We start from the raw sequence: 16906 nt of genomic DNA on the forward strand, positions 1-16906 counted from the left end.
CCAGGCGACGCTCCCTCCCGCGTTGCCGGGGGCAGGGCGGGCTTGCTGCGGCAGGCCCGCCCCTTACTTTTCAGGCCGCGCCATCGCCAGGGCATAGTCGCGCCGCGCCAGCGCCATCGCGGCCAGCGCCAGCAGGCAGGGCAGCGGCAACAGCTTGAGCGCGGTCAGCAGGTCGCTGCGATCGGCGATCCAGCCGGTGAAATAGGGTCCGGGCGCCAGTCCCAGCAGGTTGTTGGCCAGGGCCAGCATCGCCATCGCGGTGCCATGGAACCGGCGCGGGGTGAGATTGGCGACCATCGCGCTGCAGATCCCGGCCACCCCGGCAACCGGCAGCAGCGCCGCCGCCAGCAGCGCGAGCTGGACCGGCCCCGGCGGGGAAAAGAAGCATCCGGCGAACAGCAGGGCGCTGGCCAGCGAATAGGCCATCGCCACCCGCGGCTTGACCTCGGGCGCGCGGCGCGCCAGCCGGTCGGCGATAATGCCCGAAGCGATCATGCCCGCCGCGCAGACCAGCAGGAACAGCCCGGTGGTCTTGCCGGCAGTCGCCACATCCATCGCGTAGTAGCGCTTGAACAGGCCCGGCAGCCAGAACGCCAGGGTGCCGGTGGCATAGAGCTGGATGCCGCTGGCGAAATAGCACAGCAGGATGAGGCGGCTGCCGAACAGCGCCCGGCCCAGATCGCCCCAGACCAGTTTTTCGCGCTGCGGCCTTGTGCCAAGGCGACTTTCGCGCACTACCAGTGGATAGGCCAGCGCCAGCACCAGCCCGGACAGTCCGATCACTTCAAAGGCGACCCGCCAGCCATGCGCCGCGGCAATCGCTCCGCCCAGCGAGACCCCGACAACCTGCCCGATCACCGATCCGGCCAGGAACGATGACGACAGCGTCGCGCGCATGTGCTGCGGGAAGACCGCCAGCACCACCGCGATCCCGACGCTGCCATAGGCGGCCTCGCCCACCCCCACCAGCACCCGCGCGCCAAGCAGCTGCGGATAGCTTTGTGCAAAGGCGCCGCCCAGCGTCGCCAGGCTCCACAAGGTTGCCATCGCGAACAGGCTGCGCACCCGCCCGAAGCGGTCGGCGGCCAGGCTGAGCGGGAAAGACAGCACCCCCACCGCCACCGCCACCACGCTCGACAGGGCGCCCAGTTCGCTGTCGCTGAGTTGCCATTCGCTCTTCAGCAGCGGACTGACCGCGCCGAGCACCTGGCGGGCCATATGATCGCTCATCAACAGGCCAAAACTCAGCGCGAAGACTGCCCAGCCATAGCCGCTGGCGCGCGCCGGGCCGGGTTCGTCGTCGATCACTATTGGTCCGGCCAAGTCAGAACATCCCCCCGTTGGGGCTGATGATCTGCCCGGCGAGATAGTGTCCGTCTCCCGCCAGATAGACCGCCAGGCCCGCATATTCTTCCATCGTGCCCAGCCTTCCGGCGGGCACAAACTGGAACATGCGGTTGCGGGCGTCCTCGTCAAGCTTTTCGAGGTAGGCATCGAACATCGGAGTAGCGACACCGCCCGGGGCAATCGCATTCACAAAGATGTTCGCCCCCGCCACTTCGGTCGCCACCGCACGGGTAAAGGCAACCACCGCACCCTTGGTGGCCGAATAGTGCGGACTGTGCGCACTGTAGGCTGAAAGCCCCGCGACCGAGGCGATGTTGACCACCCGGCCATAGCCACGCGGCTCCATCTGGCGCAGCGCGGCGCGGGTGCAATAGAAAGTGCCGTGGACGTTGACGCCCCAGTATTTCAGCCACTCGGCATCGCTCATCGCGCTGGTGAACCCAAGCGAGCCGCGCGGGACCGGGGTGGTGATATAGGCGTAGTGCTTCGATCGCCGCACCTCGTCCTCGGGCCCGCCCGGCACCAGCGCGGCGTTGTTGATCAGCACTTGGGCCGGGCCAAGCTCCTCGGCGACCCGGGCAAAGAAGGCATCGACCGCCGCGCTGTCGCTGACATCGCAGGGTGCCGCGAAGACCTCGACGCCGCTGGCGCGAAGCTTGTCGGCGGTCTGCGCCAGCTCATCCTCGAGAACATCGCAGATCGCGAGGCGACCGCCGGCAGCGCCCAGCGCCGCGGCGATCGCCTGCCCGAGTCCGCGTGCGCCACCCGTGACGACGCAGACCCGCCCCTCCACTCCGTTGCGGTTTAGGCTCACGCGTATTCCCAGCGCGGCACGCCGCGTTGGCCGGGCTGGCGGTTGGGCGAATAGCCCAGCTTGCGCAGTGTCTCGTCGGTCGACTGATAGAAGGTGCCAATCTGGTAGATCGCCTTGGCTTCGGGCCCGCTGGCAACATCTCGGTGCAGTTCGTTGGCGATCCGCACCATCTGTTCGACCTGCTGGACCGAGGTCATCCGTTCGCCCTTGCGGCTCCACAGGTTGTCCTCAATCCCGCAGCGCACGTGCAGGCCCAGCGCAATCGCGATGGCGCTGAACGGCGCGACATTGCGCATGACCGTCTCGATCGTCAGGACTGCGCCATCGGGCACGCGGCGGGCGAATTCAATCAGGTCGGCGGGATGGGTCCCGGCCGCGCCGCTGCCGATCGCGACATAGTTGAGCACCAGCGGCCCCTGATAATGGCCCTTGCGGATCAGCCGCTCGACCGTTTCCAGCTGGCTCATGTCGCCAACCATGAAGTGCGGCTGGATGCCATTGGCAACCAGGCGCTTGAGGTGTTCTTCCATGAACACCGGGCCGCATTCGAAATACATGTTGCGATAGGCTTCGAACATTGCCGGGTTGGTCAGGCAGGTGCCTTCGATATCGCTGGCGTCCATCAGCGCGGAAATGTCCATCTGGTTGGTGTTGACTGCGATCGTCACCTGGTCGGGCTTGGGGCTCAACTCAGCCAGCATGTGGCGGGTGTCGTCGGACAGCCACTTGGCCTCGCTGCCCTCGCCTTCGGGGGCGAACGAGATCGAACCGCCAACCTGGATCAGCATGTCCGGGCAAGCAGTGCGTATCCGGTCGATCATCTCATTGAACATCGACAGGCGCTTGGAACCCGAACCATCGGCCTCGCGGCAGTGCAGGTGCAGCACGGTGGCTCCGGCGTTGTAGCAATCGACCGCCTTCTGAACCTGTTCTTCCATGGTCACCGGGATATCTTCCGGGAAATCACCGGGCAGCCACTGTGGGCCATAGGGGGCGACCTGGATCACCAGCTTTTCCTGGTTTTCGGGGAGCAGGCTATCGTCAAGGAAATGCATGTTCAGTCCTCCTTGGTGGGCGGCACAGGCAGGCCGCGCTTGTTCATTTCTTCGGCCAGCATCGGCGCGCCCAGCGCAACCGAGTGGATTCCCAGCACCGCGACCAGTTGCAGCACCGCCATCACCTCTTCGGGAGTCGCCCCGACCTCGAGCGCCTTGGCGATGTGGCGGCGGGTGCCCGGCGCGTACATGTGGGTACAGCTGGCATCGACCGCGATCGCGATCAGCTCGTAGGTCTTGGGATCGATGATCCCCTTGCGGACCGAATGGGTTCCCATGTCGAGGAACTTTTCCATCCATTCCGCGTCAAAGGCTGCGGCCTCGTCCCAGGCCTGGTTCCACTGCCCGCCGGCCCGCATCGCGTCGCTGATCGGTGTCGCGCTCACTTGGCTCTCCCCTGTGTCTATGCCGTGCCTCTAGCCGGGATAGCGCTTGCGTTCTTTACAATTTGCGCCATATTCTTTCGAATATGAGCCATGCCGGCCTGACTGTTCGCGCCGCCGCCCTGACCGGGCTGGCCGCGCTGTGCCGCAGTTACGGTGTCGATGCCGCGCCGCTGCTGCGCCGCGCAGGGCTGCCGGCCGGGGCTGAGGCGCAACCCGACCGCCGCCTGCCGGTAGGCGCGGTCAACATGGCGTTCGAGCTGGCGGCGCTGGAATGCGGGCGCGAAGACTTTGCGTTGCGACTGTCCGAACTGCGCGGCTTTGCCAACCTTGGCCCGATCAGCCTGCTGGCCCGCGACGAGCCGACAGTCGGCGCGGCGCTGGCCGCGATCGAGGCCTACCTGCCGCTTCACAACGATGCCCTGGCGGTGACCCGCGAACAGTTTGGCGATCTGGTGGTGTTTTACTCGCGCGTGCTGGCCTCCGGACCGAAAGCCCAGGCAACCGACATTGCCGTCGCGATGCAGCACCGGATCATCAAGCAGCTGGCCGGTCCCGCCTGGCAGGCCGAGGAGGTCTGCCTGACCCGCCCGCGCCCGGCCGACAGTGCCAAGTACCGTCAGGTCTTCGGGCCGCATGTGCGGTTCGGGGCCGATTTCGACGGGATCGTGATCCGCGCCGAACTGCTGGCCCGCCCCAACCCGATGGCCGAGGCGGGTCTGCGCCCCTATGCCAGCCAGCTGCTGCGGCTGACCGATCCGGGCGCAGGCGAAAGCATGACCCAGCGGGTGCGGCGGGTACTGGGGCTGCTGCTGTCGAGCGGGCGCTGCACCGCCGCGCATGTCGCCGCGCAGCTCGGCGTCTCGCGCCGCACCCTGACCCGGGCGCTTGAGGCGGAAGGCACGCGGTTCCTTGCGCTGCACGATGCCGAGCGCGAGGACGTGGCCTTGCGGCACCTCTCGGCCGGAGCGCGGAACATGGGCGAGATTGCCGATCTCTTGGGTTTTTCCAGCCCTGCGGCTTTCAGTACCTGGTTCAAGGGGCGGTTTGGGGTGAGCCCTCGGGAGTGGCGAAGGAGATCTGCAGGTCTGCGCTAACTCCCCCACCAAACTCTCTGCAACCGTCGCCCCGGGCTTGACCCGGGGCCTGGCTTTTCTTCTCGGCACCTGCACCAGCTTGCGACCGTGGAAAGGCAGCTTGACCCCGGGTCAAGCCCGGGGCGACGATGAGGAAATGGTTGGTCTAGACAGATAGTCGTTGGATCAATTCCAGCCCTTCCGGCCAGGGACCGAAACCGGCGGGCGGATTGAGGTGGCCCACCTCGCCCGCGTCGAGCAGCTCCGCACCCCAGGCGGTCGCCAGCTCGGCCACCTTGTCGAAGCCCGCCAGCGGATCGTTGCGACTGGCCGCGACAATGGCCGGAAACGGCAAGGGTGAACGCGCAATCGGCACCCAGCCGTTCGCATCAAGCTCTTCATATCCGGGATAGCCCGGCGGCAGCGGGTTCTCGACGTCCGCCGGGGTGGCCAGCAAGGCGCCCTTGATCGGCCGCGTCGGGTTCTGCGCCCAGGCCGCGACCATCAGGCAGCCGGCCGAGTGCGCCGCGATCACCACTTCGCCTGCGATTCCCTGCAAGGCCGCATCGAGCGCCGCCACCCGCGCCGCGCACGATAGGCGATCGCTGGTCAGCGGTGCGACCGTCACCGATCCGGGCAAAGCCCGGGCCGCGTGCGTCTGCCAGTGGTCTTCCACATGATCACGCAGCCCGGGGACGAAGAGAATAGTCGGTCCTGGCATCAAAGCTTCCTTCCCCCCTCCCGCAAGCGGGAGGGGGACTGGATGAGCCGGCCTTGTGCGTGCAATCACGCCGCGGCGCTGAGCGGGGTCGAACGGCGACCGGGACGCGGACCGGGCAGCCAGCCGTTCTTTTCCAGCGTTTCCTCGACGCTCGAATAGAAGGTGCCGATCTGGTAGATTTCCTTGGCTTCCTTGCCGCTGGCAATCGGGCGCCACAGCTCTTCGGAAATCCGCACCGCCTTTTCGATCTGCTGGACCGAGGTGGCGCGTTCGCCCTTGCGGCCCCACAGGTTGTCTTCCTGACCGACCCGGACATGCAGGCCCATCGCGATGCCCATGGTGATCAGCGGGTACATCGAGCGCATCAGCCCTTCGACCGTGCAGACTGCATTTTGCGGAAGCCGGTTGATGAATTCCATCAGGTTGCGCGGATTGGGGCCATCGTGCCCGCCACCGATCGCCACCCAGTTGCAAACCAGCGGGCCCATGTAGTGGCCGTTCCGCACCAGTCGCTCAACCGTTTCAAGGTCGCGCGCGCAGCCGATCTGGAAGTGCGTCTGGATCCCCGCTGCGGTCAGCCGCTTCATGTGTTCCTTCATGAAGGCCGGACCGGCATCGTAATACATCTCGGTATAGGCTTCGCGGTAGACGTCCCACATGGTGGTGCCCTTGGCGTCTTCCTCGGTGATCAGCTCCATCACGTTCATCTGGTTGGTGTTGACCGCCAGGGTAACCTGATCGGGCACGGGCTTGAGATCGGCCAGCATGTGCCGGGTATCGTCGTCGAGCCATTCCGCCGCCGCACTCTCGCTCTTGGGAGCAAAGCTGATCGAGCCGCCGACCTGCAGCAGCATGTCGGGCACGGCAGTACGCAGCCGGTCGAGCATTTCGTTGAACCGGTCGAGATCCTTCGATCCGGTGCCGTCGGGCTCGCGCACGTGCAGGTGCAGCACGGTCGCCCCGGCGTTGTAGCAATCGACTGCCTTCTGGACCTGTTCGGCGTAGCTGACCGGAATGTCGTCGCTGTCCTGCGGCATGAAGCTGGGGGCATAGGGCGCGACCTGGATCACCAGCGGGTCCTGGTTTTCGGGAAGCAGGCTTTCGTCGAAGAATTGCATCTCTCTTCTCCTCTTGGTCCTCAAATTCAGAAGGGTTTGTCGCCAATGATCCCGGCGCGCTCCATCTGGCGCACGCAGGGGGGGTAATCCATCACGGCGTAGTGCTGGGTGCAGCGGTTGTCCCAGATCGCCATGGAATTCGGCTTCCAGCGCCAGCGGACCTGATATTCGGGGATCTGTGCGCGGCCGATCAGGTAGTGCAGCAGCTGGGCAGCGCCGGGCGCATAGTCGATCCCGTAGCGGACGTTGGCACTGGTGTGAAAATTGGTGAAATGGGTGGTGAAGCCGCAGACGTAGAGGCTCTTGCGGCCCGTCTCGGGGTGGGTGCGCACCACCGGATGCTCGGCATCGGGAAACTGCGCTTTCAGCGCGAGGCGCTTTTCGGCCGGCATCCGCGCGCCAAAGCTTGCCTCGATCGAGTGGCGGGCCTTCAACGGCGCGATGGTTTCCTTGATGTGATCGGCCAGATCCTCATAGGCGCGTTCCATGTTGGCCCACATCGTGTCGCCGCCCACCGGCGGGCAGGTAACGCAGCGCAGCACCGCGCCCATCTGCGGCGCCTCGCGCCAGGTGGTATCGGCGTGCCACGAATTCTCGTAGAAATCGGGCGGCGAATTCTCATCCTTGTAGATCCGCACCAGCCCGGGATTGTCGGGATCGCTGCCGGCGACCGGGTGATCCTCCAGCTGGCCAAAACGCTGCGCGAAGGCGACGTGGTCGGCCCGGGAAATGTCCTGATCGCGCAAGAACAGCACCTTGTGGTCCAGCAGCGCCGCCCGGATCGCGCCGAACAGGTCATCGTTGCGCGCGGCTTCGGCCAGGTTAACGCCGCTGAGTTCGGCGCCGATATGCTGGGTGAGTTTTTCGATCTTCATAGCACGAACACCGATGAACCGATGGTCTTGCCGGCCTCGAGATCGCGGTGCGCCTGGACGCATTGGTCAAGGCTGTAGCGCTGGCCAATCTCGACCGTGATCGTGCCGGAAGACAGGTTGTCGAACCAGAATTTCGCCATTTCGGCGCGCTCGGCCGGATCGGCAAAGAAGTCGGCGAAGGCTGGGCGGATGAAATAGACCGAGCCTTGCAGCATCAACTGGAAGGCATCGATCGGCGGGATCGGGCCCGAGGCGGTGCCGCAGCCGACCAGCACCCCGCGCCGCCGCAGCGATTTGAGCGAGCCTGCGAAAGTGTCCGCGCCGACGCTGTCGAACACGGTCTGGACGCCTTCGCCATGGGTCAGTTCCTTGACCCGCGCGGCCACATCCTCGCGCCGGTAGAAGACGATTTCGTCGCAGCCCATCGCCCGGGCCTTGGCTGCCTTCTCCTCGCTTGAGACGGTGCCGATGACCCGCAGCCCCAGCAGCTTGGCAACCTGGATCGCCAGCAGTCCTACCCCACCCGCAGCGGCGTGGAGCAGCACAGTATCCCCGGCCTTGAGCCGCGGATCGGCCTTCATCATCCAGTAAACCGCTGTCAGCCCGCGCATGGTCGAGGCGGCGGCCACTTCGAACGAGACCGTGTCGGGCAGCTTGAGCAGCGGCGCGGCGGGCATAACCCGTTCTTCGGCATAGGCGCCCAGCGGCCCGCCGTTGTAACTGACCCGGTCACCCACCTCGACACCGGTCACCCCCTCGCCCACGGCCAGCACTTCGCCCGCGCCTTCAACGCCGATCCCGCAGGGCGGCTGCACCGGGTAATAGCCGGAGCGGAAATAGGTATCGGCAAAGTTGCAGCCGACCGCGTGGTGACGGATCCGCACCTCGCCCGGGCCCGGATCGCCGACTGCCACGTCCTCCAGCCTGAGGACTTCGGGTCCACCCGTTTCGTGAAAGCGCACAGCCTTGGCCATCGCTTGATTCTCCCGTTTGCTTATGGTCACTGGATAGCGCGAAGGTGGCTTGCGGTTTTCACATTTGGTGCCATAGTTTTTGCAATTGGTGACACGCACCACGGAGGCAGGCCTTGGCCCAGTTGATCCGCGCGGCTTCGCTCAGCGGATATCTTGATTGCATGTCGGCGCTAGGGATCGATCCCGGGGCGCTGCTGCGCGAACAGGCTCTGGACCGGCAGACGATCGCGATTGCCGACCGCCCGATCCCCGCGCAGGCGGCGGTACGCCTGCTGGAACGCAGCGCCGCCGTGGCCGGCTGCCCCACGCTGGGGCTGCGGATGGCCGAGGGGCGGCTGCTGGCCAATCTCGGCTCGGCCAGTCTGCTGATCGTCCACCAGCCGACGCTGCGCCATGCCCTGGCAGCGCTGGGGGAGTTCCGCAGCCGGATCAATTCCACGCTGGTGCTGACGCTGAGCGAGGAAGCTGGCGACGCGATCCTGCGCGAGGACCTGGCGCTGGCCGCGCCCGAACCGGCACGCCAATCGATCGAGCTGGCGCTGGGGGTGATGGTGCGGCTGTGCCGGGCGGTGCTGGGCGAAAGCTGGGCGCCGCGGCTGGTCTGCCTGACCGCGCCCGCACCGGCAGCGGCGGACCTGGCGGTTTACCGACGGCTGCTCTGCCCGCAGATGCAGTTCGATGCGGAATTCAACGCGCTGGTGATCGCCGCCGCCGATCTGGACCGGCCCGGCGTGCTGGCCGACGCCGGAATGGCGCAGCACGCGCGCGAACTGCTCGATGCGGTCGGCAAGGGCGCGGCGCGCAGCATCCGCGAGCAAGTCGAAGGGCTGATCTTCCTGCATCTGCCCGCCGGGCGCGCAACGATCCAGTCCTGCGCCGCCGTGCTGGGCCTGACGGTGCGCACGCTGCAGCGGCGGCTGGAAGAGGAAGGCGCGGCGTTCACCACCCTGCTCGAACGCGCCCGCAAGCAGCTCGCCACGCAGTACCTCGCCAATCCGCGGCTCAGGATCACCGATGTCGCGGCAATGCTGGGCTATGGCTCGATCGGGGCCTTCAGCCGCTGGCACGCGGCCACCTTTGGCGAAACCGCCAGCAAGCTGCGCAAGTCTGGGAAGGACTGGAGCGGGTAGCGGGAATCGAACCCGCATAGCCAGCTTGGAAGGCTGGTGCTTTACCACTAAGCTATACCCGCCCGGTACGCCGTGCGTGCCGCGCCCTATGCGTCAGCCGCGCGCCGGGGTCAATCCATCCGATCAACCTGTAGATTTTTCAGGGTTTACCTTACGGCCACGGGCGCGCAGCTTTCCTTGCATCGTATTGAACGATGCATGGAGGGGACAATGAACAACATCAGAAGCTTGTGGGCCGAGACCTTCGGCACCTTCTGGCTGGTCTTCGGCGGCTGCGGCAGCGCGGTCTTTGCCGCCGCCTGGCCAGAGCTGGGGATCGGCTTTGCCGGGGTCGCGCTGGCCTTCGGGCTGACCGTGCTGACCATGGCCTATGCCGTGGGACATATTTCGGGCGGGCATTTCAACCCGGCGGTCACCGTGGGCCTGTGGGCCGGCGGACGGTTCGAGGCGCGTAACGTGCTGCCCTATGTGGTGGCGCAGGTGGTGGGCGCGATCCTGGCCGCTTTCGTGCTCTACTGGATCGCCAGCGGCAAGCCGGGCTGGGATCTGGCCGCCAATGGCCTGGCCAGCAATGGCTATGGTGATCATTCGCCGGACAAGTATTCGCTGGCCGCGGCCTTCGCGACCGAGGTGGTGCTGACCGCGTTCTTCCTGATCGTGATCATGGGATCGACCCACAAGCTGGCCCCGACCGGCGCGGCGCCCATCGCGATCGGTCTGGCGCTGACGCTGATCCACCTGATCTCGATCCCGATCACCAATACGTCGGTGAACCCGGCGCGCAGCACCGGGCCGGCCCTGCTGGAAGGTGGCATCGCCCTGGCGCAGTTGCCACTGTTCTGGGTGGCCCCGCTGATCGGCGGTGCGCTGGGCGGCTGGATCTATCGCACGCTGCTCTGCGAAAACTGAGCGCGCCGCACTGGCGCAAAACAAGAAACCCCCGGAGCCTTGCGGCGCCGGGGGTTTTCTTGTGGCCGGTCTGGCGAAGAGCTTAGTGGCCCTTCTTCTCCGCCCAGATGTTGCGATAGGACATATAGCCCAGAACGGTCGCAAACAGCATGAATAGCACCCACCACAGTCCGGTCTGGTGGCGCTGCTCAAGCTCAGGCTCGGCAGTCCAGACCAGGAACGCGGCAACATCCTGCGCCATCTGGTCCTTGGTCGCCTTGGTCCCGTCGGTGTAGGTAACCAGGTCGTCCGAGGCGAGCGGCGGCGCCATCGCGATGTTGAGGTTCGCGAAGTAGGGGTTGTAGTGCATGTTCTCGCCGGTCTTGGCGTCAGGGAATTCCTTCAGCAAGGCGGCGGGCTGCTGGGCCTCGTAACCGGTCAGCAGCGAATAGACGTAAGCCGCACCGCCATGACGCGCCTTGGTGATCAGCGACAGATCGGGCGGATTGCCGACCCCGGCATAGATCACCTTGGGGAACTTGTCCGAGGGCTGGCCCGGACGGTCCTTGATCTCGCCGGTCAGCGGGTCCTTGGCGCTAACGGTCGCCTTGGCGGCGATCGCCTTCACTTCGGTTTCGCTGTAGCCCAGCGCAGCGAGGCTGCGATAGGACACCTGGCCCATCGAGTGGCAGCTGGCGCAAACCCCTTGATAGACTTCGAAGCCGCGCTTGAGCTGGGCCTTGTCGAACTTGCCGAAAATGCCGTCGCTCTTGAGCTTGAGGTCCTTCAGGTGGTGGTTGACATAGGCCTTCTCAACCGTGTGCGGCAGGCCGTCCTTGCTGAGCTGGATCGTGTCGAGCGTCAGCGACCAGAGCAACGCAGCCGTAAAGAACAGGCCGGTGAGGATGGAGATGATGCGGATCATGGTTATCTCTTTCCGTCTGTCCTGAAGGTCAGCTCTTGGTGGTGGTCAGCTTGGCCGCACCGTCGCTGCCCAGCACGCTCTCGGTAATCGAGAAGGGCAGCGGGTCGGGGCGTTCGATCGAGGAAACGATCGGCACGATCACCAGGAAGTGCAGGAAGTAGTACATCGTCGCCAGCTGCGAGATCAGCACATAGGGTTGTTCAGCCGGAGCCTTGCCCAGGTAGCCCAGGATCAGCACGTCCACCACCAGCAGCCAGAAGAACTTGCGATAGAGCGGGCGATAGGTGGCCGAACGGACCGGGCTCTTGTCAAGCCAGGGCAGGAAGAACCAGACCAGGATCGCCGCGAACATCGCCAGCACGCCCAGCAGCTTCGCATCGAAGATCAGGAAGTTCTGGGTGAAGCTGCGCAGGATCGCGTAGAACGGCCAGAAGTACCATTCGGGCACGATGTGTGCCGGCGTCTGCATCGGGTTGGCCGGGATATAGTTGTCCGGGTGGCCCAGCGCGTTCGGCATGTAGAAGACGAACAGCGAATAGATCACCATGAACAGGCCCACCGTCCAGCCATCCTTGGCGGTATAGTAGGGGTGGAACGGAACCGTATCGCTTTCGCTCTTCACCTCGACGCCGGTCGGGTTCGACGAACCCGGGATGTGCAGCGACCAGATATGCAGGATCACCACACCCAGGATCACGAAGGGCAGCAGGAAGTGCAGCGAGAAGAAGCGGTTCAGGGTGGCGTTGCCCGGGGCAAAGCCGCCCAGCAGCCATTCGCGCAGCGGATCGCCAACCAGCGGGATCGAGCTGAACAGACCGGTGATCACCTGCGCCGCCCAGTAGGACATCTGGCCCCACGGCAGCACATAGCCCATAAAGGCGGTGGCCATCATCAGCAGGAAGATGACCACGCCCAGCAGCCAGATCATTTCGCGCGGGGCCTTGTACGAACCGTAATAGAAGCCGCGGAAGATGTGCAGATAGATGACCGCGAAGAAGGCCGCCGCGCCGTTGGCGTGGCCATACCGCAGCATCCAGCCCCAGTTGACGTCGCGCATGATGTGCTCGGTCGAATTGAAGGCCACCGACGTATCACCGCCGTAATGCATCGCCAGGATCACGCCGGTGACGATCTGGATCACCAGACAGAAGCCGGCCAGGAACCCGAAGTTCCAGAAATAGTTGAGATTGCGCGGCACTTCATAGCCGCCGCCAACCGCGTTGTAGACCAGCCGCGGCAGGGGCAGCTTTTCGTCCAGCCAGGTCATTACCGGATGGCTGGGGGTGTATTGCTTGGACCAGGGAAAGCTCATGATGGTCTACCTCAGCCGATCTTCACGACAGTGCCGTTGATTTCATACTCGGGCACTTGCAGGTTCTTGGGAGCCGGACCCTTGCGGATGCGCGCGGCGGTATCATAGTGCGAACCGTGGCAGGGGCAGAAGTATCCGCCGAACTCACCCTTCACTTCGCCAGCGCCGGCGCCCTGCGGCACGCAGCCCAGGTGGGTGCAGACCCCCATCGTGATAAGCAGGTTCTCATGACCTTCCTTGGTGCGCTCAGCCAGGGTCTGCGGATCGCGCAGGCTGGCGGCGTCAACCTTGTTGGCCGCTTCCACTTCGGCCGGGGTCAGGCTGCGGATGAACACCGGCTGCTTGCGGAACACCGCCTTGATCGCCTGGCCGGGCTGAACCGCGCTGATATCCACTTCGGTCGAGCTTTCGGCCAGAACGTCGGCCGAAGGGGCCATCTGGCTGATCAGCGGATAGACAACGGCAACGCCGCCAACCCCCGCCGCACTGACCGCTGCGATATTGATGAAATCGCGCCGCCGCACACCTTCGCCGCTCTGGGCAGCGGGCGTGTCGATTGCCGCTTCTTGTGCCATGGTCGAACCGATCCTGTTCTTGCTGGCCGCGGCTTGGACGTGTTGCCACGCCCGCGCTTTGACCCTCATTGTTTCCTGCCTTCAGGAAGCCCCTATTCCAACCGCCCGTACCCCGCAAGATGCGGCTTGGCCAGACGGTTTGGCGCGCCTGATAGACGCGAAGCAACGCGCTGCCAACAGCCAATTTGTGCTTAGCTGTTGAACTCTTTGCAACGACCTGCGGGCATGCTCCGCTGGCGCGGAAACAACCCCGGCCCGCTCCCCCTCCCGGCCACCCAATTCTGCGACAGGCTGTGGGTGGCCGGGAGGGGGAGCGGGCCGGGGTTGAAACTGTTTCAGGAAAACTGAAACAGATCAGCCAAGCCCGATCAGGGATATCTGCCGGCCATAGTCCGGCTCGGCGCGGTGGGTGGCGCGGCGGAAAGAAAAGAACCGCGCTTCATCGCTGTAGGTATCAAGCGAAAGCGGCTCGATCGCGCCGATTCCCGCCTGTTCGAGCCGATTGGCGACATAGTGTTCAAGATCGAACTGGAAGTGATCGGGGCGGCCCTGGGCAAAGAATCGTGCGTTGGCCGGATCAAGGCCGGTCAGCCGCTCGCGAAAGCCGGTATCGACTTCATAGCTGGCCTGGGCAATGCACGGCCCGACCGCCGCCACGATCCGGGTCCGCCGGGCCCCCAGCCGTTCCATCGCCGCAATCGTGGAATCGGTCACGCCCGCGACCGCGCCTTTCCACCCGGCATGGGCCGCGCCAACGACTCCGGCTTCAGGGTCGGCCAGCAGCACCGGCGCGCAATCGGCGGTGAGAATGCCCAGCAGCACGCCGGGCCGGTCGGTCACCAGCGCATCGGCAGGCGGACGGGCGCCCTCGTCCCAGTCTCCCGCCTCGACGCAGTCCGCGCCGTGGACCTGATAGACCCCGACCAGCCGCGCGGCGGCGGTTCTCATGAACCGCGGCGAGCGCCGGATCCGCCGGGTCCATTCCGCGCAGGCCGGTGTCGAGCCCGGCGACCAGGCCGGTCGAGATCCCGCCACGCCGCCCCAGGAAGCCGTGCGGCACTCCGTCCAGCACCCGGGCGCGGATGACTTCGACCTCGTCAGCCAAGGCTTTTGCTCACTTGCTCGAACGTGTCCTTCGACAGCCCCGGCTGGGCGACAATCCGTTCCAGTTCGGCCCGCATCAGCGCGGCCCGGCCCGGCTCGATCCGCCGCCAGCGGCCCAGGGGGGCAACGAAGCGCGCCGCAGTCTGGGCGTTGAGCGGGTCAAGCGCCAGGATCAGGTCGGCGATCAGCCGGTAGCCCTCGCCGCTCGCGACATGGAACACGCCCGCGTTCATCGCCGCCGCCATATAGAGCGCGCGCACCCGGTTGGGATTGGCCAGGGTGAAATCGTCATGCCCGGCCAGCGTCTTGACCTGTTCGAGGACCTGCGGGTGGAGCGATCCGGCCTGCAGCGCGAACCATTTGTCGATCACCAGCGCATCGCCGGCGTGGCGGGCGTGGAAAGCCGCCAGCTTGTCGGCGCGCAGCGGGGTATCGAGCCCGCACAGCACCGCGAGCGCGCCCTGCCGGTCGGTCATGTTGTCGGCCGCATCGAATTGCCGCGCGGCCAGTTCGGCGGCGAGTTCGGGGCTGCCCGCAGCGAGCAGTGCCAGGGCCAGCGACTTGACCTTGCGCGCGCCGCGCGCCGGGGCCGACAGGTCATAGGGCACCGCACTGGCGCGGGCGTGGAGCGCGGCCAACGGATCGGCCAGCGCCTGGCCCAGATGGGCCTTGAGCCCTTCGCGCGCCGCGCGGATCGCGCCGGGATCGGCCTGTTCGAACTGTTCGGCCAGATAGCCTTCGGCCGGAAGGATCAGCAATTCGCCGCGCATCAGGTCATCAAGCGCCGGATCGGCGATCACTGCGGCAAAGACCCCGGCCAGCGCTTCGCGTCCGGCAGCCTGCGCCGCCGCGTCCAGCTGACCGCCGGCAGCGGCCACCAGGTGGCGCACCACCAGCTGCTGGAGCGCCTCGAACCGGGCAAAGGGATCATCGTCATGCGCGGCGAGGAAGACCAGGTCGTCATCCGCCACTTCGGCGGTGATCGCCACCGGGGCCGAGAAGCCGCGATTGAGCGACAGCACCGGGGCATGGTCGAAGCCGGGAAAGGCGAACTGCATTTCCGCGCGGTCCAGCACCACCAGCTGCTCGCCCCGGTGCCGCCCGCTCGCCCGGTCGAACAAGGCCAGCCGCAGCGGGATCACCATCGGCTGCTTGGCCGCTTGCCCCGGGGTTGCCGGCACTTCCTGAGTCAGGGTCAGGGTGGCGACCCCGTCCTCGTGCTCCAGCCGCGCGCCGACCCGGGGGGTTCCGGCCTGGCTGTACCACAGACGGAACTGGCCGAGATCGATCCCGGCTCCGTCCTCGATCGCCTTGACGAAGTCCTCGCAGGTCGCCGCCTCGCCGTCGTGGCGGTCGAAATAGCGGTCGGTGCCGAGCCGGAACCGCTCAGGCCCGACCAGCGTGCGCATCATCCGGATCACCTCGGCGCCCTTGTTATAGACCGTCGCGGTGTAGAAGTTGGAGATCTCCTGATAGGCATCGGGCCGGATCGGGTGGGCCAGCGGGCCCGAATCCTCGGGGAACTGAGCAGCGCGCAGCACCCGCACGTCCTCGATCCGCTTGACCGCCTCGCTGCCCATGTCCTGGCTGAACAGCTGGTCGCGCAGCACGGTGAAGCCTTCCTTGAGGCTCAGCTGGAACCAGTCGCGGCAGGTCACCCGGTTGCCCGACCAGTTGTGGAAGTATTCGTGCGCGACCACGCCCTCGATCCCGTCATAGTCGGCATCGGTCGCGGTATCGGGATCGGCCAGGATGTAGCGGGTGTTGAAGACGTTGAGGCCCTTGTTCTCCATCGCCCCCATGTTGAAGTCCGACACGGCGACGATATTGAACAGGTCGAGGTCGTATTCGCGCCCGAAGGTCTCCTCGTCCCATTTCATCGAATTCTTGAGCGCCTGCATCGCATGGTGAGTGCGGTCCTGATCGCCATCGCGGACCCAGATGTTGCATTCCACCTGACGCCCGCCCATCGTCGTGAAGCTGTCGCGGTTGGCTACCAGGTCACCCGCCACCAGCGCGAACAGATAGCTCGGCTTGGGCCAGGGATCGTGCCATTCGGCCCAGTGGTTGCCGCCCTCGCCCGCGCCGCTGGCCACCTGGTTGCCGTTCGACAGCAGCACCGGGAACTGCGCCTGCGGCCCTTCCATCCGCACGGTATAGACCGACAGCACATCGGGCCGGTCGGGGAAGAAGGTGATCCGCCGGAATCCTTCGGCCTCGCACTGGGTGCAGAGCATCCCGTTCGAGGCATAGAGCCCCATCAGCTGGGTGTTGGCGCCGGGATTGATCCGGGTCTCGATCGCCACTTCGTGCGCTTCGCCGGCCAGCTCGACCAGCAGGTCATCGCCGTCCATCCGCCAGGAATTGCTCGGCTGGCCATCGACCGTGACGCGCTGTGCCGCAAGGCCATCGCCATTGAGCCTGAGGGTCTGCGAAGTGCCATTGCGGTGCACCTTGAGTGTTGCCTTGACCACCGTGGCATCGAAGCCCAGCGCGAAGTCCAGCCGCACTTCGGGCACCAGCCATTCGGGCGGGCGGTAATCTTCACGGCGAATGACCTGGGGGGCGGGCGGGGTCTGTGCTGAGGCGTCCATGGCGCCACCATAGTC

15 protein-coding genes, 1 tRNA gene and 1 pseudogene are annotated in these 16906 nt (G+C 65.9%); 3 read left to right on the forward strand and 14 right to left on the reverse strand.

The features are described from left to right. Positions 1-63: 63 nt before the first annotated feature. The 4 genes from IT549_RS14610 to IT549_RS14625 are packed head-to-tail and all read right to left on the reverse strand — an operon-like array spanning position 64 to position 3602. On the reverse strand, positions 64-1323 hold the full coding sequence (locus IT549_RS14610) for an MFS transporter (protein WP_292974346.1): 1260 nt from the start codon (positions 1321-1323) through the stop codon (positions 64-66). Between the two features lies 1 nt (position 1324). Then, positions 1325-2161 carry an SDR family NAD(P)-dependent oxidoreductase gene (locus IT549_RS14615; RefSeq protein ID WP_292974348.1) on the reverse strand — a complete coding sequence of 279 codons (837 nt, stop codon included), beginning with the start codon at positions 2159-2161 and terminating at the stop codon, positions 1325-1327. Beyond that, positions 2158-3216, reverse strand: coding sequence for a 3-keto-5-aminohexanoate cleavage protein (locus IT549_RS14620; RefSeq protein ID WP_292974350.1), 1059 nt, complete (start codon positions 3214-3216; stop codon positions 2158-2160). The genes IT549_RS14615 and IT549_RS14620 overlap by 4 nt, the downstream gene beginning before the upstream one ends. A 2-nt stretch (positions 3217-3218) precedes the next feature. Next, positions 3219-3602 carry a carboxymuconolactone decarboxylase family protein gene (locus IT549_RS14625; protein ID WP_292974351.1) on the reverse strand — a complete coding sequence of 128 codons (384 nt, stop codon included), beginning with the start codon at positions 3600-3602 and terminating at the stop codon, positions 3219-3221. Positions 3603-3685: 83 nt separating this feature from the next. Between IT549_RS14625 and IT549_RS14630 the strand changes: the two genes are divergently transcribed. Continuing rightward, positions 3686-4696, forward strand: a complete 1011-nt coding sequence (locus tag IT549_RS14630; RefSeq protein ID WP_292974353.1) for an AraC family transcriptional regulator — start codon at positions 3686-3688, stop codon at positions 4694-4696. Positions 4697-4841: 145 nt separating this feature from the next. Here the strand turns inward: IT549_RS14630 and IT549_RS14635 are convergent, their stop codons facing one another. From IT549_RS14635 to IT549_RS14650, 4 genes are all read right to left on the reverse strand, one after another. Continuing rightward, positions 4842-5396 carry an alpha/beta hydrolase gene (locus tag IT549_RS14635; RefSeq protein ID WP_292974354.1) on the reverse strand — a complete coding sequence of 185 codons (555 nt, stop codon included), beginning with the start codon at positions 5394-5396 and terminating at the stop codon, positions 4842-4844. 65 nt (positions 5397-5461) lie between these two features. Next, a complete protein-coding gene (locus IT549_RS14640) occupies positions 5462-6514 on the reverse strand; it encodes a 3-keto-5-aminohexanoate cleavage protein (protein ID WP_292974356.1) in 1053 nt (350 codons plus the stop codon). A gap of 26 nt (positions 6515-6540) precedes the next feature. Further along, on the reverse strand, positions 6541-7389 hold the full coding sequence (locus IT549_RS14645) for a TauD/TfdA family dioxygenase (RefSeq protein WP_292974358.1): 849 nt from the start codon (positions 7387-7389) through the stop codon (positions 6541-6543). Further along, positions 7386-8363: a quinone oxidoreductase gene (locus tag IT549_RS14650; protein WP_292974359.1), complete on the reverse strand. Its 978-nt coding sequence runs from the start codon at positions 8361-8363 to the stop codon at positions 7386-7388. Before IT549_RS14650 ends, IT549_RS14645 begins: the two co-directional genes overlap by 4 nt. A gap of 113 nt (positions 8364-8476) precedes the next feature. Here IT549_RS14650 and IT549_RS14655 point away from each other — a divergent pair, with 113 nt between their 5' ends. Beyond that, the gene (locus IT549_RS14655; RefSeq protein WP_292974360.1) at positions 8477-9493 is read left to right on the forward strand and encodes an AraC family transcriptional regulator; all 1017 of its coding nucleotides are present in this window, start codon (positions 8477-8479) and stop codon (positions 9491-9493) included. Here IT549_RS14655 and IT549_RS14660 read toward each other — a convergent pair. Next, positions 9482-9555, reverse strand: a tRNA-Gly gene (locus IT549_RS14660). The genes IT549_RS14655 and IT549_RS14660 overlap by 12 nt on opposite strands. Before the next feature lie 148 nt (positions 9556-9703). On the opposite strand from IT549_RS14660, the gene aqpZ reads away from it, so the two are divergent. After that, positions 9704-10402, forward strand: a complete 699-nt coding sequence (aqpZ, locus tag IT549_RS14665; protein WP_292974361.1) for an aquaporin Z — start codon at positions 9704-9706, stop codon at positions 10400-10402. A gap of 82 nt (positions 10403-10484) precedes the next feature. Here the strand turns inward: aqpZ and IT549_RS14670 are convergent, their stop codons facing one another. The 5 genes and pseudogenes from IT549_RS14670 to pepN all read right to left on the reverse strand — a co-directional run bounded on the left by IT549_RS14670 (position 10485) and on the right by pepN (position 16891). Next, positions 10485-11306: a cytochrome c1 gene (locus tag IT549_RS14670; protein WP_292974362.1), complete on the reverse strand. Its 822-nt coding sequence runs from the start codon at positions 11304-11306 to the stop codon at positions 10485-10487. Positions 11307-11334: 28 nt separating this feature from the next. Further along, positions 11335-12618, reverse strand: a complete 1284-nt coding sequence (locus IT549_RS14675; protein ID WP_292974363.1) for a cytochrome b/b6 — start codon at positions 12616-12618, stop codon at positions 11335-11337. A gap of 11 nt (positions 12619-12629) precedes the next feature. Further along, the gene (petA, locus tag IT549_RS14680; protein ID WP_292974365.1) at positions 12630-13193 is read right to left on the reverse strand and encodes a ubiquinol-cytochrome c reductase iron-sulfur subunit; all 564 of its coding nucleotides are present in this window, start codon (positions 13191-13193) and stop codon (positions 12630-12632) included. A gap of 354 nt (positions 13194-13547) precedes the next feature. Continuing rightward, a pseudogene (gene pgeF, locus IT549_RS14685) lies at positions 13548-14298 on the reverse strand (peptidoglycan editing factor PgeF). After that, positions 14291-16891: an aminopeptidase N gene (pepN, locus tag IT549_RS14690; protein ID WP_292974367.1), complete on the reverse strand. Its 2601-nt coding sequence runs from the start codon at positions 16889-16891 to the stop codon at positions 14291-14293. Before pepN ends, pgeF begins: the two are co-directional and overlap by 8 nt. Positions 16892-16906 lie beyond the last annotated feature (15 nt).

Origin of the sequence: Novosphingobium sp., from assembly GCF_020852455.1 — a bacterium.
GTDB lineage: Bacteria > Pseudomonadota > Alphaproteobacteria > Sphingomonadales > Sphingomonadaceae > Novosphingobium.

Excerpts from the sequence above, each read along its gene's own strand:
- IT549_RS14620 (WP_292974350.1), bottom strand. The coding sequence starts at position 3,216 with ATGCATTTCCTTGACGATAGCCTGCTCCCCGAAAACCAGGAAAAGCTG.
- IT549_RS14630 (WP_292974353.1), top strand. The coding sequence starts at position 3,686 with ATGAGCCATGCCGGCCTGACTGTTCGCGCCGCCGCCCTGACCGGGCTG.
- IT549_RS14635 (WP_292974354.1), bottom strand. The coding sequence starts at position 5,396 with ATGCCAGGACCGACTATTCTCTTCGTCCCCGGGCTGCGTGATCATGTG.
- IT549_RS14640 (WP_292974356.1), bottom strand. The coding sequence starts at position 6,514 with ATGCAATTCTTCGACGAAAGCCTGCTTCCCGAAAACCAGGACCCGCTG.
- IT549_RS14645 (WP_292974358.1), bottom strand. The coding sequence starts at position 7,389 with ATGAAGATCGAAAAACTCACCCAGCATATCGGCGCCGAACTCAGCGGC.
- IT549_RS14650 (WP_292974359.1), bottom strand. The coding sequence starts at position 8,363 with ATGGCCAAGGCTGTGCGCTTTCACGAAACGGGTGGACCCGAAGTCCTC.
- aqpZ (WP_292974361.1), top strand. The coding sequence starts at position 9,704 with ATGAACAACATCAGAAGCTTGTGGGCCGAGACCTTCGGCACCTTCTGG.
- IT549_RS14670 (WP_292974362.1), bottom strand. The coding sequence starts at position 11,306 with ATGATCCGCATCATCTCCATCCTCACCGGCCTGTTCTTTACGGCTGCG.
- IT549_RS14675 (WP_292974363.1), bottom strand. The coding sequence starts at position 12,618 with ATGAGCTTTCCCTGGTCCAAGCAATACACCCCCAGCCATCCGGTAATG.
- petA (WP_292974365.1), bottom strand. The coding sequence starts at position 13,193 with ATGGCACAAGAAGCGGCAATCGACACGCCCGCTGCCCAGAGCGGCGAA.
- pepN (WP_292974367.1), bottom strand. The coding sequence starts at position 16,891 with ATGGACGCCTCAGCACAGACCCCGCCCGCCCCCCAGGTCATTCGCCGT.